General features: G+C 54.6%; 22 protein-coding genes. 13 read left to right on the top strand and 9 right to left on the bottom strand.

Annotated features, from left to right (window positions below):
- Nucleotides 1-7 precede the first annotated feature (7 nt).
- The gene (glpT, locus tag AC4PCC_RS20920) at nt 8-1,357 is read right to left on the bottom strand and encodes a glycerol-3-phosphate transporter (protein ID WP_492125819.1); all 1,350 of its coding nucleotides are present in this window, start codon (nt 1,355-1,357) and stop codon (nt 8-10) included.
- Nucleotides 1,358-1,758: 401 nt separating this feature from the next.
- On the opposite strand from glpT, the gene AC4PCC_RS20915 reads away from it, so the two are divergent.
- Nucleotides 1,759-2,613 carry a carboxylate/amino acid/amine transporter gene (locus AC4PCC_RS20915; RefSeq protein WP_345829798.1) on the top strand — a complete coding sequence of 285 codons (855 nt, stop codon included), beginning with the start codon at nt 1,759-1,761 and terminating at the stop codon, nt 2,611-2,613.
- Nucleotides 2,614-2,678: 65 nt separating this feature from the next.
- Here the strand turns inward: AC4PCC_RS20915 and AC4PCC_RS20910 are convergent, their stop codons facing one another.
- From AC4PCC_RS20910 to metR, 6 genes are all read right to left on the bottom strand, one after another.
- Nucleotides 2,679-2,924: a hypothetical protein gene (locus AC4PCC_RS20910; RefSeq protein ID WP_067709771.1), complete on the bottom strand. Its 246-nt coding sequence runs from the start codon at nt 2,922-2,924 to the stop codon at nt 2,679-2,681.
- A gap of 335 nt (nt 2,925-3,259) precedes the next feature.
- Nucleotides 3,260-4,464 (bottom strand): IS3 family transposase gene (locus tag AC4PCC_RS20905; protein ID WP_492125818.1). Its coding sequence is split into 2 segments (ribosomal slippage): nt 3,260-4,137 and nt 4,137-4,464, totalling 1,206 coding nucleotides; the frame shifts between segments, so codons are not numbered across the junction.
- 418 nt (nt 4,465-4,882) lie between these two features.
- Nucleotides 4,883-5,221 (bottom strand): type II toxin-antitoxin system RelE/ParE family toxin, encoded by a 339-nt coding sequence (locus tag AC4PCC_RS20900; protein ID WP_492125817.1) that lies wholly within the window; start codon nt 5,219-5,221, stop codon nt 4,883-4,885.
- A 14-nt stretch (nt 5,222-5,235) separates the two neighbouring features.
- The gene (locus tag AC4PCC_RS20895) at nt 5,236-5,505 is read right to left on the bottom strand and encodes a hypothetical protein (RefSeq protein ID WP_492125816.1); all 270 of its coding nucleotides are present in this window, start codon (nt 5,503-5,505) and stop codon (nt 5,236-5,238) included.
- A gap of 525 nt (nt 5,506-6,030) precedes the next feature.
- Nucleotides 6,031-6,501: a YehS family protein gene (locus AC4PCC_RS20890; protein WP_492125815.1), complete on the bottom strand. Its 471-nt coding sequence runs from the start codon at nt 6,499-6,501 to the stop codon at nt 6,031-6,033.
- 153 nt (nt 6,502-6,654) lie between these two features.
- Nucleotides 6,655-7,596 (bottom strand): HTH-type transcriptional regulator MetR, encoded by a 942-nt coding sequence (gene metR / locus AC4PCC_RS20885; RefSeq protein WP_492125814.1) that lies wholly within the window; start codon nt 7,594-7,596, stop codon nt 6,655-6,657.
- A 135-nt stretch (nt 7,597-7,731) separates the two neighbouring features.
- On the opposite strand from metR, the gene metE reads away from it, so the two are divergent.
- Nucleotides 7,732-10,002, top strand: coding sequence for a 5-methyltetrahydropteroyltriglutamate--homocysteine S-methyltransferase (metE, locus tag AC4PCC_RS20880; protein WP_492125813.1), 2,271 nt, complete (start codon nt 7,732-7,734; stop codon nt 10,000-10,002).
- Nucleotides 10,003-10,117: 115 nt separating this feature from the next.
- Here the strand turns inward: metE and AC4PCC_RS20875 are convergent, their stop codons facing one another.
- A complete protein-coding gene (locus AC4PCC_RS20875; protein ID WP_492125812.1) occupies nt 10,118-10,945 on the bottom strand; it encodes a dienelactone hydrolase family protein in 828 nt (275 codons plus the stop codon).
- 286 nt (nt 10,946-11,231) lie between these two features.
- Here AC4PCC_RS20875 and udp point away from each other — a divergent pair, with 286 nt between their 5' ends.
- The 9 genes from udp to tatD all read left to right on the top strand — a co-directional run bounded on the left by udp (nt 11,232) and on the right by tatD (nt 19,383).
- A complete protein-coding gene (gene udp, locus AC4PCC_RS20870) occupies nt 11,232-11,993 on the top strand; it encodes a uridine phosphorylase (protein ID WP_492125811.1) in 762 nt (253 codons plus the stop codon).
- A 71-nt stretch (nt 11,994-12,064) separates the two neighbouring features.
- Nucleotides 12,065-13,600 carry a DNA recombination protein RmuC gene (rmuC, locus tag AC4PCC_RS20865; protein ID WP_492125810.1) on the top strand — a complete coding sequence of 512 codons (1,536 nt, stop codon included), beginning with the start codon at nt 12,065-12,067 and terminating at the stop codon, nt 13,598-13,600.
- Between the two features lie 76 nt (nt 13,601-13,676).
- Nucleotides 13,677-14,432 carry a bifunctional demethylmenaquinone methyltransferase/2-methoxy-6-polyprenyl-1,4-benzoquinol methylase UbiE gene (gene ubiE / locus AC4PCC_RS20860; protein ID WP_416249956.1) on the top strand — a complete coding sequence of 252 codons (756 nt, stop codon included), beginning with the start codon at nt 13,677-13,679 and terminating at the stop codon, nt 14,430-14,432.
- A gap of 12 nt (nt 14,433-14,444) precedes the next feature.
- Nucleotides 14,445-15,050, top strand: a complete 606-nt coding sequence (gene ubiJ / locus AC4PCC_RS20855) for a ubiquinone biosynthesis protein UbiJ (protein ID WP_492125809.1) — start codon at nt 14,445-14,447, stop codon at nt 15,048-15,050.
- The gene (gene ubiB / locus AC4PCC_RS20850; protein ID WP_492125808.1) at nt 15,047-16,684 is read left to right on the top strand and encodes a ubiquinone biosynthesis regulatory protein kinase UbiB; all 1,638 of its coding nucleotides are present in this window, start codon (nt 15,047-15,049) and stop codon (nt 16,682-16,684) included. The genes ubiJ and ubiB overlap by 4 nt, the downstream gene beginning before the upstream one ends.
- Nucleotides 16,685-16,794: 110 nt before the next feature.
- A complete protein-coding gene (tatA, locus tag AC4PCC_RS20845) occupies nt 16,795-17,046 on the top strand; it encodes a Sec-independent protein translocase subunit TatA (protein ID WP_416249953.1) in 252 nt (83 codons plus the stop codon).
- A gap of 3 nt (nt 17,047-17,049) precedes the next feature.
- A complete protein-coding gene (tatB, locus tag AC4PCC_RS20840) occupies nt 17,050-17,754 on the top strand; it encodes a Sec-independent protein translocase protein TatB (protein ID WP_492125807.1) in 705 nt (234 codons plus the stop codon).
- Nucleotides 17,755-17,756: 2 nt separating this feature from the next.
- Complete coding sequence (gene tatC / locus AC4PCC_RS20835) at nt 17,757-18,515, top strand: Sec-independent protein translocase subunit TatC (protein WP_067709801.1); 759 nt, start codon at nt 17,757-17,759, stop codon at nt 18,513-18,515.
- Nucleotides 18,516-18,597: 82 nt separating this feature from the next.
- The gene (gene tatD / locus AC4PCC_RS20830) at nt 18,598-19,383 is read left to right on the top strand and encodes a 3'-5' ssDNA/RNA exonuclease TatD (RefSeq protein WP_492125806.1); all 786 of its coding nucleotides are present in this window, start codon (nt 18,598-18,600) and stop codon (nt 19,381-19,383) included.
- 91 nt (nt 19,384-19,474) lie between these two features.
- Here tatD and rfaH read toward each other — a convergent pair whose 3' ends face one another.
- On the bottom strand, nt 19,475-19,963 hold the full coding sequence (gene rfaH / locus AC4PCC_RS20825) for a transcription/translation regulatory transformer protein RfaH (RefSeq protein WP_067709806.1): 489 nt from the start codon (nt 19,961-19,963) through the stop codon (nt 19,475-19,477).
- 325 nt (nt 19,964-20,288) lie between these two features.
- On the opposite strand from rfaH, the gene ubiD reads away from it, so the two are divergent.
- Both ubiD and fre read left to right on the top strand, forming a co-directional pair.
- A complete protein-coding gene (ubiD, locus tag AC4PCC_RS20820; protein WP_492125805.1) occupies nt 20,289-21,791 on the top strand; it encodes a 4-hydroxy-3-polyprenylbenzoate decarboxylase in 1,503 nt (500 codons plus the stop codon).
- Between the two features lie 23 nt (nt 21,792-21,814).
- Nucleotides 21,815-22,516 carry an NAD(P)H-flavin reductase gene (gene fre, locus AC4PCC_RS20815; protein WP_492125804.1) on the top strand — a complete coding sequence of 234 codons (702 nt, stop codon included), beginning with the start codon at nt 21,815-21,817 and terminating at the stop codon, nt 22,514-22,516.
- The last annotated feature ends 49 nt before the right edge of the window (nt 22,517-22,565 follow it).

Below are 22,565 nucleotides of genomic sequence, written 5' to 3'. Positions count from 1 at the left end.
TTTGCTGTTAGTCAGCCTGGCTGAGCTGCTGTTTGTGTTTTTTCTCACTGAGCATGGTCAGCACCAGCAGAAGTACCGCCATCACACAGCCGCCCACCATAATGATAAAACCACCATTCCAGCCGAAGTAATCTACCGTGTAGCCCACAATGGCGCTGGCCGCGACCGACCCGCCAAGATAGCCAAACAGGCCGGTAAAGCCGGCTGCGGTGCCCGCCGCTTTCTTCGGTGCCAGCTCCAGCGCATGGAGACCGATTAGCATGACGGGGCCGTAAATCAGGAAGCCAATGATAATCATGCAGGCCATATCAATGCCCGGATTACCGGCCGGGTTCATCCAGTACACCACGGTGGCAATGGTCACCAGCACCATAAAAAATACGCCGGTCGCGCCCCGGTTCCCTTTAAAGACTTTGTCTGACATCCAGCCGCACAGTAGCGTGCCAGGGATCCCGGCATACTCATAGAGGAAATAGGCCCATGAGGACTTATCCAGGGCGAAATGCTTGACCTCTTTCAGGTAGGTGGGCGACCAGTCGAGAATGCCGTAACGCAGCAGATAGACGAATACGTTCGCCAGCGCGATGTACCACAGCAGTTTGTTAGGCAGAATGTACTGCATAAAAATTTGCCGGGCGGTCAGCTCCTGCTCCTGCTTTTCGTTGTAGTCTGGGGGATAGTCGTTTTTGTACTCTTCCACCGGCGGCAGCCCGCAGGACTGAGGCGTATCGCGCATCAGGGCAAAGGCAAAAATCGCAATGACGATGGCGCCGAATGCTGGCATATAGAGTGCCGCTTTCCAGTCGTTAAACCAGGCCATCCCCAACAGAAAGAGCAGAGGCGGAATTCCGCCACCGACGTTGTGGGCGCAGTTCCAGACGGAAACCACTCTCCCGCGCTCCTTCTGTGACCACCAGTGCACCATGGTCCTTCCGCACGGCGGCCATCCCATTCCCTGGAACCAGCCACAGAGAAACAGCAGCACAAACATGACCATAATGCTGGAGGTGGCCCAGGGGACAAATCCCATAAACAGCATGACCACGGCGGCCAGGATCAGCCCGGCAGGCAGGAAAACGCGCGGATTAGAACGGTCAGAAACGGACCCCATGATGAATTTCGAGATGCCGTAGGCAATAGAGATGCCTGACAGGGCGAAGCCCAAATCGCCGCGCGAGAAGCCCTGATCGACAAGATAAGGCATTGCCAGCGCAAAGTTCTTACGCACCAGATAATAGGCGGCATAGCCGAAGAAAATTCCCAGGAAAATTTGCCAGCGCAGTTTGCGGTATAGCGGATCAATTTGCTTCTCATCTACCCGTGGCTGGTGCGCAGCTGGCTTAAAAATACTTAGCATTTGGCCTCCGATGGCGCGGTTTATCTATTTTTGACGCCCTGAGGCGCCTGGCGGGAACGGTCGAACCTTCCGTACGACTCAATGTTCCATATCGCGCAAAGGATAGGGGAGAGGGGCTAAGCGAACCGTGAAGAAGGGCGCAAATGTTACAATTTTATGTCAAATAGATGTTTTATGTGTCTGTTGTCACTTGTTCAGAAGGTTCTGATGAGGCAAAAAAGTGAAATCAGTCACAGATAAAAGGCGAGCGCCTGACAGGCTGCTCGTTTATGAACATTTTATGAGCGCAAAGAGTCTATGGATTTTTCGGTTGGTTAATGCTCAGTTGTAAACCAAATATTTTCCTGTGCTCCCTGAGTTTTCGCTACACTACGGCCCCTTTTACTGCCGAGTTAATCATTGTGACGTTACTGATTGTCACCACAGTCCTGTGGGCCTTTTCTTTCAGCCTGATAGGCGAGTATCTGGCGGGGCAGGTTGATAGCGTATTCTCCGTGCTGATCCGCCTGCTGCTCGCGGCAGTCGTTTTCCTGCCCTTTTTACGTTTTCGCGGCCACCGGATTTCGACCATCCTGCTGTATATGGCGGTAGGCGCGATGCAGCTGGGCATTATGTATCTGATCAGCTTTCAGGCTTTTCTCTATCTCAGCGTATCGGACTTTCTGCTGTTTACCGTACTCACTCCTCTTTGGGTGACGTTGATTTACGATTTGCTAAGGGGGCGTGGCATACGTGCGGGCTATCTGTTTAGCGCCCTGCTGGCGGTGGTGGGCGCGGCCATTATTCGCTACGACAAAATAAGTGACCATTTCTGGTTCGGCCTGCTGCTGGTCCAGCTGGCGAATATCTGCTTTGCGATTGGCCTGGTGGGGTACAAGCGTCTACAGGAAGTTCGGCCCGTGCCGCAGCATACCGCGTTCTCCTGGTTCTATCTGGGCGCGGCCGCTGTCGCCGTCGTGGCCTGGTTTCTCTGGGGTAATCCGCACCGGCTTCCCACGACGTCATTCCAGTGGGGAATACTCATCTGGTTGGGCGTGGTAGCTTCTGGCCTCGGCTACTTTATGTGGAACTATGGTGCCACTCAGGTTGACGCCGGGACGCTGGGGATAATGAATAATATGCATGTGCCAGCCGGGCTGTTGGTTAATCTGGCTATCTGGCAAAGGCAGCCGCACTGGCCGAGTTTTCTGATCGGTGCCGCAGTCATTTGCCTGTCGCTCTGGGTACATAAAAAGTGGATTGTTAATAAAGGATAGCGTGGAGCGTGGCCTGATAAAGCCGGGGAAAGGGTCACCTTCCCCGGTGAAAGACTGCGTTTTTATTATTTGATCAGCTTACTGATACAGTCAGCGATTTTGCTTAGCTTTCCTTCAATACTGGCACCAATACGGCCGCCCAGATCTTTACCTGCCTCATTGAACTGCTGTTCGGTATAACCCAGATCGGCTGCACAGGTCAGCGTATTAAAGATATCTGAGAAAAATGAACCAAATATTCCGGACATTTTTTCCTGAACTTTACCTGCGCCGCTGACGGTTGCTACTTCAGTGCTGCTTAAAACTCGCATAATTATTGCCTCAATCCTTGATATAAAAAATTAGCGTATCCACCCTACTGGGTGAGCATTCATGTTATTAGGGGATGGGGCAGGATTAAATAGTATTTAATCCAAATAGTTATATCTGTTAAGTGGGTGTAAATATGAAGCAAAAAAGGAGCGATACTACTGATAGTTACCGTATTAAGTTCCATGCATGTCGCTGAAAGTGTTGTAAACACCCTCGAAACAGAAGCTGATGCATTGCCGTCGCTGAACGACCATGCCCTCTTAAACTGTACTGTATCCCTGCTTTGAATGGTTTTTATGGATTTGACCCTATATATCCAGACGTTTTTGCTCTCTTACGATTGCGATAACTTCCTGCGTATATATTCCCGCGGTGAGCGATATCCCAGTGCACTATGCGGATGATGTTCGTTGTAATGACTGAACGCCACCGCCAGATTCATCACCGCTGCCTGACTGTCCGGTTTCGGCATGATGCTGATGTAGTCCCGTTTTATCGTCTTCACGAAGCTTTCTGCTATGCCGTTGCTTTCCGGGCTTCGCACTGCTGTCGTGCAAGGCTCCAGTCCCAGCAATCGGGCGAACGCCCGCGTTTCATGAGCCCTGTAGGCTGAACCGTTATCCGTCAGCCACTCCAGCGACTCTGTTGGCAACTGCCTTCCGAAGCGTTTTTCCACCGCACCCAGCATGACATCCTGCACCGTTTCTTTGTCATAGCCTCCGGTGCTCGCTGCCCAGTCAATGATCTCCCTGTCGCAGCAGTCCTGCGCGAAGGTCACCCGCAGCTTTTCGCCATTATCACAGCGGAACTCAAAGCCATCTGAGCACCAGCGCCGGTTACTTTCAGCTACTGCTACGCGCCCCTTATGGGCCCGCTTACGGCAAGGATCAGCGGGTTTACGTTCAAGAAGCAGATTATGTGTTCTCATAATGCGATACACCCGCTTCGCATTAACCACAGGCAGGCCGTCCCGCTCTGACTCCCGTCGCAGCAGTGCCCACACACGGCGATAACCATACGTCGGCAGGTCAGCCACCGCCATGTTTATCCGGGACAATACGGTGGTATCGTCAGAACGGGGCTGCCGTCTGTGATCCTGCCAGTCAGATGGCCGGTGAACCCGGATGCTCAGTTGCGCACGCGACACACCAATACTCCGGCAGACGTCGGTTAGTCGTCGTCCCCGGGCAACAAGGGCGCATGCGCAATCCATTTTTTTGCCCGACCGAACTCCACGGCCTCTTTAAGGATCTCGGCTTCCATCGTCTTTTTGCCCAGAAGGCGCTGGAGTTCGCGGATTTGCTTATTGGCGGCAGCGAGCTCGGAGGCCGGCACCACTTCCTCGCCCGATGCAACAGCCGTCAGCGAGCCGTCTTCATATTGCTTGCGCCATTTGAATATCTGGTTTGCATTGATGCCATGCAGGCGCGCGACATGAGACACGGTCATACCGGGTTCCATAGTCTGCTGAATAATGGCAATTTTTTCCTGCGGTGTACGACGCCGACGCCGCTCAGGTCCTGATAACACTTCAACCATCTTATTATTCTGACTGGTGTTAAACATAGTTCCAAGACTACCTCTTATTTTAAGAGAGGCGAAGTGTCTGGTGATCTATGGGGCTAATCTATTTTATACTGAGGAAATGCCAGTTTTTGGGGGGATTACCGTACGGCTGGCCCTCAAATCCTAAAAAACACTCATGCCTAAGTATGGCTCGATCATCTGTGGCGGGCACGGGATGAACTAACAATTATGCGCTATCCGGTATACGGTTCCCGCTGGCATGTTTTGCATAATACCGTCAATGTGACGCCTGGTAGGTAACAGGAAAACTCTTCTTGTTCTGGCGGCCGGCAAGCGGTGGGGGGAGTTGTAACGTACTGGATAACACCAGCAGATATGAAAGCTGCCGGTGAAATTTTCGCCTACAGCCCGACTATCCAGGCGTTAAGCGTTAATGCAGAAGGTTATAACGATAAAGCTGTTTTTCGAAATCTTGCTTCATACTCACAAACAACAGAATCTCTATATTGTGGCCGTCAAAATCATAAAGTACGCGGTACTCTCCATCGACATCAAGCCTTTCACGCAGCAACATCCCACGATCCTGAAGCCAGATGTTATAGCGGTATCGCTCCGGGTCTTCACAGATTTTATGGAGGGACTCATCAAACAGATTATCGACAAAATCAGCAGCAGGCTGCTTTCCGATATAACTGCTTTTATATGACTCAATATCCTGCAGGCATTGATACGCCGTAGGCGCTACAACCAAATTGAGCTTCTGCGACACTTAACACCTCCCTGTCACTCTCTGGCTTCACGCAACTTCCTCCTTACTTCATCAGGAGTCATGCCTTTGCCGTTTGCGATTTCCCTTTTAGCCATAGCTGCCAGCTTAAAAAGGGCGTTAATGTTTCTTTCTTCTTTCATTTCACGTAATTCAGCATCACGCTCTGCGGCAGTCTGGATAAAGAGTTCAGCAACTCCGTTTTTTGTTACGTAAACACCTCCTGTAAAAGTTTCAGCATTTCCAAGACTGTCTCTTGCGAGCTTCTGGGACATGGTTTGTGACATTGCGATACTCCGTTAGTTGGATATGGCACTGGCGAGAACAGCGGCATCTCCGGGACAGATAGTTTGCTGGATTGATTAAGCCTGATGGGTAAGCCTGTTGCTACTTACCAAACTTCGCGGAGGCACATAGGTGACCATTAGCATGCTCTCCATTCGGATACTGTATCACTGTGGTACTTTGGTGTACAAATTTATCCACCGCGATTCAAAAAACCCTGAAACAAGCGTTTAATTATTACTGCTCAGGAGGAGACACGGCACTCATGGCAAGAACGCTGTCCGACCCTGGTCAGCAATAGCGGACACTCAGTTAATAAAATGTGCTGGCGTGAAACGTGCAGCAGAGGGCCGTAAGCGGTCAGACTGGAGCCGGTATTTTACCGTGCTCAGGAAGGGGACCGGTTCACTCTGCTTCGTATAATGGTAGCTGATCACCACATAACGGTAGATTCAAGGGAGGGGGAAAAGGCGGTCAGGGTTAACCGGCGTGAGCAGCATGACGCTGCCCACGCGGCGGCGCGAGATTTACTTCGCTGCCGGACGAATTTTCTTCGTTAAACCTTTTAAAAAGTTTCGCAGAATCTGATCGCCGCATTCACGGTAGTTTTTATGCCCCGGTTTGCGGAAAATCGCCCCAATTTCCGATTGTCCGACCGCAAAGTCAGCCAGTTTTAATATCTCAAGAATATCGGTTGTTTTTAAATCGAACGCGACCCGGAGCTTTTTCATGATGATGTTATTGGTCATCTTCCGCTCAATAGAGGGCGCAGGGGCATCTTCACTCTTGCCGCGACGGGAGAAAATCAGCCCGTTGAGAAAATAGCCCATAATGACATCCGGGCAGGCGCGGAAACCCGCGTCGTCATCTTTTTTCAGGAAGCTGTTTACTTCAGCTTCGGCCACTTCACTTTCTGCCAGCGCCAGAATGCTGACTACCTGGGCATCGCTTAAATTCAGCATGTAGCGCACGCTGCGCAGAACGTCGTTATTTGTCATAGCAATCTCATCAGGGAACAAAAGCTGTTGGGCGCATTATAGAGACAAATGGCAGCAGAAACAGGAAAAACGCCAGCAGGGCGTTTACAGGATGGGTTCAGCAGGCCCGGTGCTCAGGCCGTATTCGGCCGGTCAGTGACCGGCTAAAGGTGCTCAGGATGAGATAATCGACTGGGGCAGGGGCGTGCCGGGAAGGGAGGCATCCTTCACGCGCGGCAGGTTATCGCAGGCGTGCTGGCGAGCCGATCGAATAAACGCCTCCACAACCGGCTGACGCTGCTCACCGTCCCTGACCGCCGCATATAAGCGGCTCCAGAGGCCTTCACCCAGGGTTTTGGTCACCACCAGACCCTGATGTTCAAAACTCTCCACCACCCAGTGCGGCAGCGCGGCAATCCCCATTCCTGCAGACACCATCTGGATCAGTAACAGCGTATTGTCCACGCTTTTCAGGGCCGGACTGATGCCTGCGGGCTGAAGAAAATGGCGCCAGATATCCAGTCGCTGGCGCTGGACCGGGTAGATCATCAACACCTCATTCGCGAGGTCTTCAGGTGAAATATGTTCACGCCGGGCGAGAGGGTGATCGGGAGAGATCACCAGACGGACTTCAAAATCAAACATCGGCGAGTAGAACAGGCCGCTGCGCGGCAGAATATCCGATGTCAGCACCAGATCCAGCTCCCCCTGCTGCAGGGCGGGCTGCGGGTCGAAGGTCACCCCCGATTTGAAATCCATCACCACCTGCGGCCAGTTTTGGCGAAAGTTATTCAGCGCCGGGGTAAGCCACTGAATGCAGCTGTGACATTCAATCGCAATACGCAGCGTCGTCTGATGCGGCTCGTGGCAGGCCTGTAGCGCCTGTTGGATCTGTGGCAGGACCTGTTCGGCCAGATTGAGCAGGATCTCCCCCTGCGGGGTAAAGCGCAGGGGCTGACTTTTTCGCACGAATAAACGAAACCCCAGCCGCTGTTCCAAATCACTGAACTGATGTGACAGGGCGGATTGTGTTTGATGGAGCTGTGCTGCCGCTGCGGCCAGCGAACCTGTCGTTCGTAGTGCCTGGAGCGTTCGCAGGTGTTTGAGTTCGATCATGAGAGTCCTTCACATCGACAGTGAACATTTTGCGCTTGTGGTGACTACAGTACCTGCGGATTATAGATGTGTAAACATCTGGACGTCTAAAAGCCTGATTGCAGCGACAGCGGGCGACAAACGAGGAAAGTACTGATGACCATTCTTAACCATACACTCGGATTCCCTCGCGTCGGTCTGCGTCGCGAACTGAAAAAAGCCCAGGAAAGCTACTGGGCAGGCAACAGCACCCAGCAAGAATTACTGGCCGTTGGCCGTGAGCTGCGCGCCCGTCACTGGCAGCAGCAGCAGGAAGCGGGCGTGAACCTGCTCCCGGTGGGTGATTTTGCCTGGTACGATCATGTGCTGACCACCAGCCTGCTGTTAGGCAACGTACCGGCTCGCCATCAGAATAAAGACGGCTCGGTCGATCTCGATACGCTGTTCCGGCTGGGCCGCGGCCGCGCGCCCGGCGGTGAGCCTGCCGCCGCTGCCGAAATGACCAAATGGTTCAATACCAACTACCACTATATCGTGCCTGAGTTCACCAAGGGCCAGCAGTTCAAACTGAGCTGGACGCAGATCCTCGACGAAGTCGACGAAGCGCTGGCGCTGGGCCATAAAGTGAAACCCGTTCTGCTGGGGCCGGTAACCTATCTCTGGCTGGGGAAAGTGAAGGGTGAGCAGTTTGATCGCCTGAGCCTGCTGAAGGACATCCTGCCGGTTTACCAGCAGGTGCTGGCCGGGCTGGCAAAACGCGGTATCGAATGGGTACAGATCGATGAACCTGCGCTGGTGCTGGAGCTGCCACAGGCGTGGCTGAACGCATTCAAACCGGCCTTTAATGCTTTGCAGGGCAAAACCAAACTGTTGCTGACCACCTATTTCGACAGCGCGGGAACCAACATTGAGACTATCCGCGCGCTGCCGGTACAGGGTTTACACGTCGACCTGGTGCACGGTAAGGATGATATTGCACAGCTGAATAGCCAGATCCCAGCCGACTGGCTGCTCTCTGTCGGGGTCATTAATGGCCGTAACGTCTGGCGTGCCGATCTCAGCAGCTGGTTTGAACGTTTGCAGCCGCTGATCGGCCAGCGCAATCAGCTGTGGATTGGTTCATCCTGCTCACTGCTGCACAGTCCAATCGATTTGAGCACGGAAACCCGTCTGGATGAGGAAGTGAAAAGCTGGTTCGCCTTTGCCCTGCAAAAATGCGCCGAGCTGTCACTGTTAAGCAAGGCGCTGAATAATAACGATCCGCAGTCACTTGAAGCCTGGAGCGCACCGGTTCGCGCGCGCCATCACTCTGCCCGGGTGCATAATGCGACGGTGGGTAAACGCCTGGCGGGCATTACGGCTGAAGACAGCCAGCGTCACAGCGGTTATCAAACGCGCGCCACAGCCCAGCGTGCCCGTTTTAAGCTGCCGACCTGGCCTACCACAACAATTGGTTCATTCCCGCAGACCACCGAGATCCGCAGCCTGCGCCTGGACTTCAGGCAGGGTCGCCTGGACGGTAGCCACTACCGCGCCGGCATCGCTGAACATATCAAACAGGCGATTAAGGAGCAGGAAAGCTTAGGTCTGGACGTGCTGGTGCATGGCGAAGCCGAGCGTAACGATATGGTGGAGTATTTTGGTGAAAATCTGGATGGCTTCGCCTTCACTCAAAATGGCTGGGTCCAGAGCTATGGTTCCCGCTGCGTGAAGCCGCCGGTGATTATTGGTGATATCAGCCGTCCACACCCCATTACCGTGGAGTGGGCGAAATATGCCCAGTCCCTGACGGGTAAGCCAGTCAAAGGCATGCTAACCGGCCCGGTCACCATTCTTTGCTGGTCTTTCCCACGCGAGGATGTTTCCCGCGAGACTATCGCCAAACAGATTGCGCTGGCGCTGCGTGACGAAGTGGAAGATTTGGAGAAAGCGGGTATCGGCATAATTCAGATTGATGAGCCTGCCCTGCGGGAAGGTCTGCCGCTGCGCCAGTCTGACTGGGCCGCGTATCTGGCATGGGCCGTGGACGCCTTTCGCCTGAACGCCGCGGTGGCGCAGGATGATACGCAGATCCACACGCATATGTGCTACTGCGAGTTCAATGACATCATGGACTCCATCGCGGCGCTGGATGCGGACGTGATTACCATTGAAACCTCACGCTCTGATATGGAACTGCTGGAATCATTTGAAGAGTTCGACTATCCGAACGAAATTGGTCCGGGCGTTTACGATATTCACTCCCCGAACGTGCCTGACGTGGAAGGCATTGAGGCGCTGCTGCTGAAAGCCGCAAAGCGTATTCCAACCGAACGCCTGTGGGTGAATCCGGATTGTGGCCTGAAAACCCGTGGCTGGACCGAAACCCGCCAGGCGCTGGCGAATATGGTTAAGGCGGCGCAGAACCTGCGTAACGCTAAAGCATGAGCAGGGCGTTAGCGTTAGCAAGGCAGAATGCTAACGCCTGATTGCGGCTTAGCGCGACAAAGGTCGCTAATGGCTAAGGCCCCGGGGATCGGGCGATCTCCGGGGCTTTACTGTCCTATTCCACGCCGTACTGGCGGAACCAGGCCAGCATCCGCTGCCAGCCGTCTCTGGCTGACTCCTGATGATAGCTGGGTCGGTAATCGGCATTAAAGGCATGACCGGCATCCGGGTAAACCACAATTTCTGCGTCCGCATTGGCCGCGCGCAGCGCCTGACGCATGGTTTCTACGCTTTCAAGCGGGATCCCGTCATCCTTGCCGCCGTACAGTCCCAGTACCGGCGCGTTAAGGTCCACGGCCACATCAACCGGATGCTTCTGCTGCTTCAGGTTTTTTTCACTCACCAGTTTGCCGTACCAGGCAACGCCTGCTTTCAGCTGCGGGTTATGCGCGGCATAAAGCCAGGTAATACGCCCACCCCAGCAGAATCCGGTAATCGCCATATTGCGCATATCACCGCCGTTGCGTGATGCCCAGTTTGCCACATGGTCAAGATCGGCCAGCACCTGGGTATCAGGCACCTTGCTGACCAGCTCGGAAAACAGGGTCGGAATGTCGCTATATTCTGAGGGATCCCCCTGGCGGAAATAGAGTTCTGGCGCGATAGCCAGATAACCCTCAACCGCCAGGCGGCGACAGATATCCCGAATATGCTCATGGACGCCAAAAATTTCCTGAACCACCAAAACGACCGGGAGCGGACCTTTCGCGTGGCGGGGTCGGGCATGGAAGGCGGGCATATTTTCGCCCTGAGTAGGAACAGAGGTTTCGCCGGACAGGATATCGGCGCTGTCGGTCAGGATCGTGGTGGAAGCGGTGGGCGATACCGCGGGAGTGAACCCATTGTTGCTCAATTTTTGAGTCATATTATCTTCGGTTTTCATTGTCCTCTCCGTGCATGCGTTAGCGCAATCAGCTAACTATAGCCAGGATTGCGTCCAGACCAGGTGACCGGGCTTTACTTCTCTTTAACACTGGCAGCGCGGAGCCAACAGGGTCAATCGGTTCCCTGACGGGGTGGAGAGTCCTAAAATGCGACATATATCACTCTTATCGTTATTTTTCCTGTAACTTTCATTATGTGTAGTGAGATTAGTCACATAAATAGGTGCGACATTCTTTTATCGTACTGCATTGTTACCTATCCTTTTTCTCTAGCAGGAGTATCACATGGCGCAGTCAGATGTTTTCCACCTCGGTATTACCCGGGCTGACCTACAGGGCGCGACGTTAGCGATTGTGCCGGGCGATCCTGAGCGGGTGAAAAAAATAGCCGCCCTGATGGAGAATCCTGTGCACCTGGCTTCTCACCGTGAATTCACCACCTGGCGCGCAGAGCTTAACGGTAAAGCCGTGGTTGTTTGCTCGACGGGTATTGGCGGGCCTTCAACCTCTATTGCCGTGGAAGAGCTGGCGCAGCTTGGCGTGCGCACGTTTCTGCGCGTAGGTACCACCGGCGCAATTCAGCCGGATATCAACGTCGGCGACGTGCTGGTCACCACCGGTTCGGTTCGTCTGGACGGTGCCAGCCAGCACTTTGCGCCGCTTGAATTCCCGGCCGTGGCGGATTTCAGCTGCACCACTGCCCTGGTGGAGGCCGCTAAGGCCGCCGGTGCTAAAACGCATATCGGTATCACCGCCTCGTCTGACACCTTCTATCCCGGTCAGGAGCGCTATGACACCTTTTCAGGCCGCGTGGTGAGCCGCTTCCAACATTCGCTGAAAGAGTGGCAGCAAATGGGCGTGCTGAACTATGAGATGGAGTCCGCCACGCTGCTGACCATGTGCGCCAGCCAGGGCTTAAGGGCAGGTATGGTTGCCGGGGTGATCGTTAACCGCACGCAGCAGGAAATTCCTGATGCAGAAGCGATGAAGCGCACCGAGACCGACGCCGTACGTATCGTTGTTGAGGCAGCCCGCCGCCTGGTGTAACGTTTTGTCTGGACATTCATACAGTGCGCCTCTACCTTTTCCTCCAGACATGATCGGGACGGAGGACGCCTGTGGATGCAACAATGATATACAGCGTAGGGATCGGGCTGGCTGGCCTGCTGGCAGGCTGGCTGTTAGCCTGGTTTCGTAGCGAGCAGCGCTTTTCCCGCCAGGAAACCGAACGGCAATTACTGATGCAGGCGGCCGAACAGCTCCGACAGGAGCGCGATCGCCTGCATCAGCAGCTTGAAAATCAGCAGCAATCGCAAAAACAGTCTGAGGCAGAATTACGCCAGCTACACGGTGGGCTGTCGGCTGCGCAGGAAAAATTGCATCACCTTGAACACTGGCGTAACGAAAGTGAGCAGCTCAGCCGGGAGCTGCGTAATCAGCTGGAGGTTAACAGCGCTCAGGAAGTTGAACTGAGAGAGATGACTATCCGTCTTGAAGAGACGCGCATGGCCGCGGAAGAGAAGCAGCGCCTGCTGGTTAACAGCGAGCAGCGGCTTAACGCCCAGTTTGAGAACCTGGCAAACCGCATTTTCGAGCACAGTGGCCGCCGGGTGGACGAGCAGAACCGACAAAGTCTGAACGGTCTGATCACCCCGCTGCGTGAACAGCTGGAGGGGTTCCGTCGCCAGGTGCAGGAGGGGTTCGGCCAGGAAGCCCGCGAGCGCCACACGCTTTCCCACGAGATCCGCAACCTGCAACAGCTTAATGCGCAAATGGCGCAGGAAGCGATCAACCTTACCCGCGCGCTGAAAGGCGATAACAAAACGCAGGGTAACTGGGGCGAAGTGGTGCTCAGTCGGGTGCTGGAAGCCTCGGGACTGCGTGAGGGGCATGAGTACGAGACGCAGGTCAATATCCAGCTGGAGCAAAATGCCAGGATGCAGCCCGATGTCATCGTCCGACTGCCGCAGGGTAAAGACGTGGTGATTGATGCCAAAATGACCCTGGTGGCCTACGAGCGCTACTATAACAGCGAGGATGACGCCTCGCGCGAAGCCGCCATTACGGAACATATCACCTCAATCCGCGGGCATCTGCGCCTGCTCAGCCGAAAAGATTATCAACAATTACCCGGTTTACGCTCGCTCGATTATGTGTTGATGTTTATCCCCATCGAACCGGCTTTCCTGCTGGCCATTGACCGCCAGCCGGAGCTGATTAACGAGGCGCTCAACCAAAACATTATGCTGGTGAGCCCGACCACGCTGCTGGTGGCGCTGCGCACCATCAATAACCTGTGGCGCTATGAACATCAGAGCCGCCATGCGCAGCGCATTGCCGACCGCGCGGCGAAGCTTTACGACAAGATGCGGCTGTTCGTGGATGATATGACGTCGATGGGGCAGAGCCTGGATAAGGCGCATGACAGCTACCGCCAGGCGATGAAAAAGCTGTCCGAAGGGCGCGGGAATCTGATCGCCCAGACCGAAAGCTTTCGTCATCTGGGGGTGGAGGTGAAGCGGCCAATCAATCCCCGTCTGGTCGATCAGGCGATGCCGGAATCGCCTGAAGATCCCGGCGATGACGAAACGGATGAGCCGATCGAAACAGAAGCCGCGATGGGCTTTAATCCCGCAGCAGGCGTAAGTGAATAAGCGGCCAGGCAACGTGCCTGACCTGCGGGACTCTGATACACTTGATTGATAATTGATTGCAGAGCAGGCAAAACAAATGGCAGATGAATCAAAGGACACCACCCATTTCGGCTTCCGTACCATAGCGAAAAGCGACAAAGAGGAAATGGTCGCTGACGTTTTCCACTCCGTTGCGGCTAAATATGACCTGATGAACGATCTGATGTCGTTTGGCATCCACCGCATCTGGAAGCGATTCACCATCGACTGTAGCGGCGTGCGCCGGGGCCAGCGCGTGCTGGATCTGGCGGGTGGAACGGGCGATCTGACGGCGAAATTTTCGCGTCTGGTGGGTGACACCGGTGAGGTGGTGCTGGCGGATATCAACAGCTCAATGCTGAAGGTCGGCCGCGAAAAGCTGCGTAACAACGGCATTATCGGTAACGTCAGCTACGTCCAGGCCAATGCGGAAGCGCTGCCCTTCCCGGACAACTATTTCGACTGCATTACCATCGCCTTTGGCCTGCGCAACGTGACGGAAAAAGAGAAGGCGCTGGCGTCGATGTTCCGCGTACTGAAACCGGGTGGCCGCTTGCTGGTGCTGGAGTTCTCGAAACCGGTGCTGGAACCGCTTAATAAAGCGTATGACGCATACTCATTCCATATCCTGCCGCGCATTGGCGAGCTGGTGGCGAAAGACGCCGGAAGCTATCGCTATTTAGCCGAGTCCATCCGTATGCATCCGGACCAGGAAACGCTTAAGCAGATGATGGCGGACGTGGGTTTTGAAAATACCACCTACCACAATCTTACCGGTGGCATTGTTGCACTGCATCGTGGATTCAAGTTTTAAACAGGAAAGCGAATGACCTTAACGCCGCTGTTAACCGCAGGGCTGGAAACGGCGCTAAATAAGATACTGTATCGCGACCGTGGCCTGAAAGCGGCGCGCCAGCGCCTGTCCGGCAAAAGCCTGCGCATTGAGCTGGCTGAAATAACGCAGCCCTTCATTTTTATCTTCAGTGAGAAGCAGGTTGATGTGCTGTCTGAATGGGGTGATACGCCGGATTGCACGGTGAAAACGCGCCTTGCCACGTTGCCTAAGCTGCGTAATCGTCAGCTGCTCACCGGGCTGATCCGCAGCGGGGAGCTGGAAGTCGAGGGCGATTTGCAGGTGGTGCAACATTTCTCGGCGCTTATCGATCTGGCTGAGCTCGATCCGGCTGAATATCTGTCGCCGTGGATGGGCGATGTTGCTGCTCACGGTATCAGCCAGTTTGGCCGTCGCGGCCTGCAATTTATCCAGGGTGATATTCAGCGTAAGCAACGTTATCTGGGTCAGGCGCTGACCGAAGAGTGGCGTCTGGCGCCCGGCGCGCTGGAGCTTGCCTGGTTTGCCGAAGAAGTTGACGCCGCCGGGCGCGCTCTGGCGGCACTGGAAGCGCGTATCGACAAGCTGGAGGTCAAATGAGTTTCGGAGAACTCCGCCGTCTTTACTTTATCATCAGCGTATTCCTGAGCTACGGTCTGGACGAATTTATCCCTAAAACCCGCCTGGCGCTTCCGCTGATCCTCTGGCGCAGATGCCTGTTCTGGATCCCCAACCGCCATAAAAATAAGCCGGTTGGCGAACGCCTGCGGCTGGCGATGGAGCAGCTTGGCCCGGTGTGGATCAAGCTTGGCCAGATGATGTCCACGCGTCGCGATCTGTTCCCGCCGCTAATTGCCGACCAGTTGGCAATGCTCCAGGACCGCGTGGCGCCGTTTGATGGGGTACTGGCTAAGCAGCAGATTGAAGTCTCGCTGGGCTGCCCGGTTGAAACCCATTTCGACGATTTTGACATTACGCCGCTGGCCTCTGCCTCCATCGCTCAGGTTCATACCGCCACGCTGCGGGAGAGTGGTCAAAAAGTGGTGATCAAAGTGATTCGCCCGGACATCCTGCCGGTGATTAAAGCGGATATGAAGCTGATCAACCGCATGGCGCGCTGGGTCCCACGACTGCTGCCGGACGGGCGACGCCTGCGACCGCAGGAAGTGGTGGCGGATTATGAAAAAACGCTGATTGACGAGCTTAATCTGCTGCGTGAGGCGGCCAATGCGATTCAGCTGCGACGCAATTTCGACAGCAGCAAAATGCTCTATGTGCCGGAAGTCTACTCGGATTACTGTAGCGAAAACATGATGGTTATGGAGCGCATCTACGGTATTCCCATTTCGGATGTCGTGGCGCTTGAGCAGCACGGCGTCAATATGAAGCTGCTGGCAGAGCGTGGCGTGCAGGTGTTCTTTACCCAGGTGTTCCGCGACAGCTTTTTCCATGCGGATATGCATCCGGGCAATATCTTTGTCAGCTATGACCATCCTGAAGACCCGCAGTATATTGGTATCGACTGTGGAATTGTGGGGTCGCTGAACAAGGAGGATAAGCGCTATCTGGCGGAAAACTTTATCGCCTTCTTCAACCGCGATTATCGTAAGGTCGCCGAGCTTCACGTTGACTCTGGCTGGGTTCCACCCGATACCAACGTCGAAGATTTTGAGTTTGCAATTCGCACCGTCTGCGAGCCGATTTTTGAAAAGCCCCTGGCGGAAATCTCCTTCGGCCATGTGTTACTGAATCTGTTCAACACCGCGCGCCGCTTCAATATGGAAGTTCAGCCGCAGCTGGTGCTGCTGCAAAAAACGCTGCTCTACGTTGAAGGGGTAGGGCGACAGCTCTATCCCCAGCTCGACCTGTGGAAAACGGCAAAGCCCTTCCTTGAGGAGTGGATTAAAGATCAGATCGGCATTCCGGCCATCGTCCGGGCGTTGAAAGAGAAAGCGCCTTTCTGGGCGGAAAAGCTGCCTGAGCTGCCGGAGCTGTTCTACGACAGCCTGCGCCAGCATAAACATTTGCAGCACAGCGTCGATAAGCTCACTAACGATCTGAAAAACGAGCGGGTGAGGCACAACCAGTCCCGCTATCTCTTCGGCATTGGCGCGACGCTGCTGCTGGCCGGGACGGCGGTTTTACTGACCCGGCCTGACTGGGATCTGTTCTCCGCAGCAATGATCGCCGGTGGTCTGGTGAGCTGGCTGATAGGCTGGCGCAGAACGGACTGATTGTCACGAAAGGTAAAGAGGCCCCGGCCGTGGGGGTTAGCGCATCGTCACCGCGGCCGTAGCTGTTATATACTGCAAAACGGGCATTACAACTCATCTGAGGCAAAATTATGGGCGGTATCAGTATCTGGCAATTATTAATCATTGCCGTCATCGTAGTTCTTCTGTTTGGTACCAATAAACTGCGTAATCTGGGTTCCGATCTCGGTTCTTCCATCAAAGGCTTTAAGAAAGCCATGGGCGATGAAGACGAGAAAGAGAAAGAAAAAACTCATGCTAATGATGCTGATTTTAATGCCACTCTGGCAGACAAACAGCAGACGGAAGCGAAGAAAGAAGACGTTAAGAACGACAAGGTATAATCCGTGTTCGACATAGGCTTTAGTGAACTGATACTGGTTTTCGTTATCGGACTGGTGGTGCTGGGTCCACAGCGTTTACCTGTGGCGGTGAGAACCGTCGTGGGCTGGATCCGCGCGCTTCGTTCGATGGCATCCAGCGTACAAAATGAACTGGCGCAGGAACTTAAGCTACAGGAGCTACAGGACAGCCTGCGTAAAGTGGAAGAGGCCAGTAAGAACAGCCTCACTCCCGAGCTGAAGGCCTCGATGGAGGAGCTGAAGCAGTCGGCTGAATCCATGAAACGTACCTACCTGGGCGAGAATGAAAAAGCCGACGATGTGGCTCACACTATTCATAATCCGCTGGTGAAAAACGCGGAAGCGGCGCACGAGGGCGTCACGCCAGCAGAAGCCGAACATCACGTGAGTGCGCCCGTTCAGGCACCTGAGCAGGCTAACGCTCATCCTGCTGTCGCGCCTGAGGCTGCTGTCAACGTTCAGCCCGAGCCCGGTGCTGCCGTTCAGCCACCTGAGCAGCCTGAGGTTTATGTGCAACCGGCATCAACGGTCGGGGTGACCGCGCAGGCCTCTGAGCAAGCCGCTGCGCCCGCTCAGTCACCTGCACCCGTCAGCGCGGCATCCGCAACCACGGCAGCAGTGACGGGCGATGCTCCTCACCTCTCAAGCCGTGCCCCTGCATCCACCACTCAACCGGGCAATAAGCGATAACCATGGCCGTTGAAGATACCCAACCGCTTATCAGTCATCTGATTGAACTGCGTAAGCGCCTGCTGAACTGTATTATTGCCGTATTGGGCATTTTTATGTGCCTGGCCTGGTTTTCCAACGATATCTATCAGCTGGTCTCTGCCCCGCTGATCAAACAGATGCCGGCTGGGGCCAGTATGATTGCCACTGACGTGGCTTCACCTTTTTTTACCCCGATCAAACTGACGATCATCGTCTCGGTCTTTCTGGCCGTACCGGTGATCCTCTATCAGATTTGGGCTTTTATCGCGCCAGCGCTCTACCGGCATGAACGCAAACTGGTTATGCCGCTGCTGTTTTCCAGTTCATTCCTATTCTATATCGGCATGGCTTTCGCCTATTTTATTGTCTTTCCGCTGGCCTTTGGCTTTTTCGCCAAGACGGCACCGCAGGGTGTACTGATTGCCACCGACATCAACAATTATCTCGATTTTGTGATGTCGTTATTTATGGCCTTCGGCGTCTCTTTCGAGGTACCGATTGCCATCGTCCTGATCTGCTGGACCGGTCTGACGACCCCGGAAGATTTGAAAAAAAAGCGCCCGTACGTGTTGGTGGGTGCCTTCGTGGTGGGGATGCTGCTAACGCCGCCTGACGTTTTCTCGCAAACGCTGCTGGCTATTCCGATGTACTGCCTGTTCGAGATTGGCGTTTTCTTCGCACGCTTCTACGTGGGCAAACGGCGCCGGGACGATCTACAGGAAGAGGACGAAGCAGAGTGACAGAGAGGCTCTGATCCAACGCCTTGCGTTCAACTCATTTTCGTAAACCGCCCGTCAGGGCGGTTTACGTTTGGAATACGGTATGTTTGATATTGGTGTAAATCTGACCAGTACCCAGTTCGCGAAGGATCGTGACAGCGTAGTAAAACGTGCTCAACAGGCGGGGATTACCGGCCTGCTGCTGACCGGTACCAACGCACTGGAAAGCCAGCAGGCACAAAGCCTTGCCTCCCGCCGCCCCGGCTACTGCTGGTCTACCGCCGGTGTCCATCCTCATCATGCCGCCGAATGGTCTGCTGAAACGGCTGCCACGATCAAAAGGCTGGCGGAGAGTGAGCAGGTGGTGGCCATCGGCGAGTGCGGTCTGGACTTCAACCGCAATATTTCTGAGCCTGAGCAGCAGGTTTATGCATTCAATGCGCAGCTCAAGCTGGCTGCTGAACTGGCGATGCCGGTTTTTCTCCACTGTCGTGAAGCCCATGACCGCTTTCTCGACGTATTGACGCCATGGCTGCCAATGCTGCCGGGTGCGGTGGTTCACTGCTTTACCGGGACACAGTCAGAGCTGGAAGCCTGTCTGGCGGCCGGCCTCTATATCGGTATTACCGGTTGGGTGTGTGATGAACGGCGCGGTACAGAATTGCGTAGCCTGATGCCGTTAATTCCGGCCGACAGACTGCTGCTGGAAACGGACGCGCCCTGGCTGCTACCCCGCGATATGCGACCCAGGCCCCCCTCAAGGCGCAATGAGCCCTGCTTCCTTCCTCATATTGTGCAGCAGGTTGCCGCGCTAAGGGGAGAAGACGCGGAGAGTCTGGGTCAGCAGTGTGACCGCAACGCGCGCCGGTTATTCCGGCTGGCGGAGTAGGGCTGGATGGCCTTAATGGGCAGATAGTAGCGGAGTTAGTTAGCGAGCCATAAGCTCGGCCAGCGCGATACGTTGAGGGAGCAGATAAGCGTTACAGCTTCTGGAATTGCAGATTGTCCACGCTGCGTACAATCTGCTTATTGAGCAGGTTAAGCAGCAGCATTGATCGCGCCTCGCCGTCGGGTTCGGTGAAGATGGCTTTGAGTCCTTCAAAGGCACCGTCGGTGATCAACACCATGTCACCCGGCAGCGGCAGGTCAGGATCAAGCAGGCACGCAGCGGGCTGCGTCTCCAGCGCGGTAATGACATCCTGCGGCACGGTGGCGGGCTGCGTACCAAAGCGAACAAAATGGCTGACGCCCCGCGTAGCGCTGATGGTAGTGGTGTGGATCGACTCGGGGTCGAACTCAATAAAGAGGTAGTTAGGAAACAGGGGTTCTTTCACCTGAGTACGCTTTCCGCGAACCAATTTCTCTAGTGCAATCATCGGGCTGAGACAATGCACCGCCTGGCGCTCAAGATGTTCTTTTGCGCGAAGCAGCTGGCCACGTTTGCAGTAAAGTAAATACCAGGATTCCATAACGTCACTTTTTGATAATCAGGCCGCTAAGAATACCAAACTCGCCGCGAGAGTCATAGCTGGTTCAAGGTGAGATGCGGCCTGAACGGCATTCTGTCTGGCCCAAACCTGTTATGCAATCCTGTAAATTAACGGAATAACGTCGAAATAACTGGTACTGATATTTGTTGATGTGAATAGTGGTTGAATGTGTTTATGCAGATGCCGGTTGGAAATGTAATCCCTTTGCTGTCTACGAGCGACCTCGCACTGGCTTCGAAAAACTCAGCACAGCGTCCGAATCATCCCTATAATGGCCAATTCACTGACCAATTGATGAGAAGTCATGAAATACCACGACTTACGCGATTTTCTGTCACTGCTTGAGCAACGCGGGGACCTGAAACGTATTAAACACGAGATCGACCCCTGCCTGGAAATGACTGAAATTGCCGACCGCACGCTGCGGGCGGGCGGGCCTGCGCTGCTCTTCGAAAACCCCAAAGGCTACAGTATGCCGGTACTGTGCAATCTTTTCGGTACGCCGGAAAGGGTGGCATTGGGGATGGGACAGGAGAGCGTTTCGGCGCTGCGTGAAGTAGGACGCCTGCTGGCCTTTCTGAAAGAGCCCGAGCCTCCGCGCGGATTCCGTGACTTCTTTGATAAAATGCCGCAGTGGAAGCAGGTGTTGAACATGCCGACCAAACGCCTGCGGGACGCCCCCTGCCAGCAACAAATATGGCAGGGCGACGAGGTGGATTTACATCAGATCCCGGTGATGAAGTGCTGGCCTGAAGATGCGGCGCCGCTGATCACCTGGGGGCTGACGGTAACGCGCGGCCCACATAAAGAGCGGCAAAACCTGGGTATCTATCGCCAGCAGGTCATTGGTAGGAACAAACTGATTATGCGCTGGCTTTCTCATCGCGGCGGCGCGCTCGATTTTCAGGAGTGGTGTCAGCAGCATCCCAGTGAGCGTTTCCCGGTTTCCGTCGCGCTGGGGGCCGACCCCGCTACCATTCTCGGTGCCGTTACGCCGGTTCCGGATACGCTGTCCGAATATGCCTTTGCCGGGCTGCTTCGCGGCACGAAATCCGAAGTGGTTAAGTGTATCTCCAACGACCTGGAAGTCCCCGCCAGCGCTGAGATTGTGCTGGAGGGATACATTGAGCAGGGCGAGCTGGCCCCGGAAGGCCCCTATGGCGATCACACCGGTTATTATAATGAAATAGATAATTTTCCGGTTTTCACCGTAACCCATATTACACAGCGCCGCGATGCCATCTATCATTCAACCTATACGGGACGTCCACCCGATGAACCCGCCGTGCTGGGTGTGGCGCTGAACGAAGTCTTTGTTCCCATTCTGCAGAAGCAGTTTCCTGAAATTGTTGATTTTTACCTGCCTCCTGAGGGATGCTCATATCGCCTGGCGGTGGTAACCATTAAAAAGCAGTATGCGGGGCATGCCAAGCGGGTAATGATGGGAGTCTGGTCTTTCCTGCGGCAGTTTATGTATACCAAGTTTGTTATTGTTTGCGATGATGACGTCAACGCTCGCGACTGGAATGATGTTATCTGGGCCATTACCACGCGTATGGATCCGGCACGAGATACGGTTCTGGTAGAGAATACGCCCATTGATTATCTGGACTTCGCCTCGCCGGTTTCCGGGCTGGGTTCTAAGATGGGACTTGATGCAACCAACAAGTGGCCGGGAGAAACCCAGCGCGAATGGGGACGTCCGATTCAAAAGGATCCCGCAGTAACCGCTCATATTGATGCGATCTGGGATGAACTGGGCATTTTAAGTGACAGGCCTGCGCGCGACGCTGCGCCCGGCAAATGAATTCGACCCGACAGAGGGAACGCATGACAACGTTAAGCTGTAAAGTGACCTCGGTAGAGGCGATTACCGATACCGTATACCGAGTTCGTATGGTGCCGGAAGCTGATTTCAGCTTCAAAGCGGGCCAGTATTTGATGGTCGTGATGGATGAGCGCGATAAACGCCCGTTTTCGCTGGCCTCCACGCCGATGGAAAAAGACATTATTGAACTGCATATCGGCGCGTCGGATCTGAATCTCTATGCCATGGCAGTGATGGAGCGTATTCAGGAACAGCGGAAAATAACCGTGGATATTCCCCACGGCGACGCCTGGCTGCGCGAAGAGGGCGATCGTCCTCTGGTGCTTATCGCCGGTGGCACGGGCTTTTCCTATGCGCGCTCCATTCTGCTGACTGCGCTATCACAGCGCCCCGACCGTCATATTGCCCTGTACTGGGGTGGACGTGAGCTCAAGCACCTGTACGATCTGGAAGAACTGGACGCGCTGGCGGTCAAACACCCCAACCTGAAAGTCATCCCGGTTGTCGAGCAGCCTGAAGCCGGCTGGGAAGGGCGTAACGGAACGGTGCTAACCGCAGTAATGAATGATTATGGCAGTCTTGCCGATCAGGATATTTATATTGCAGGTCGTTTTGAAATGGCCAAAATCGCCCGGGAACGCTTCTGTGCCGAACGCGCTGCAAAAGAAGAGCGCATGTTTGGTGATGCTTTCGCCTTTATGTAAAGATCGCATCTCTGGTGATGTCCTCGCCGTTATATAAAGACCGCATCTC

This window comes from Erwinia sp. L03-1 (assembly GCF_058686115.1).
Note: the sequence above shows the minus strand (reverse complement) of the source record. Positions and strands in the feature narration are given on the sequence as shown.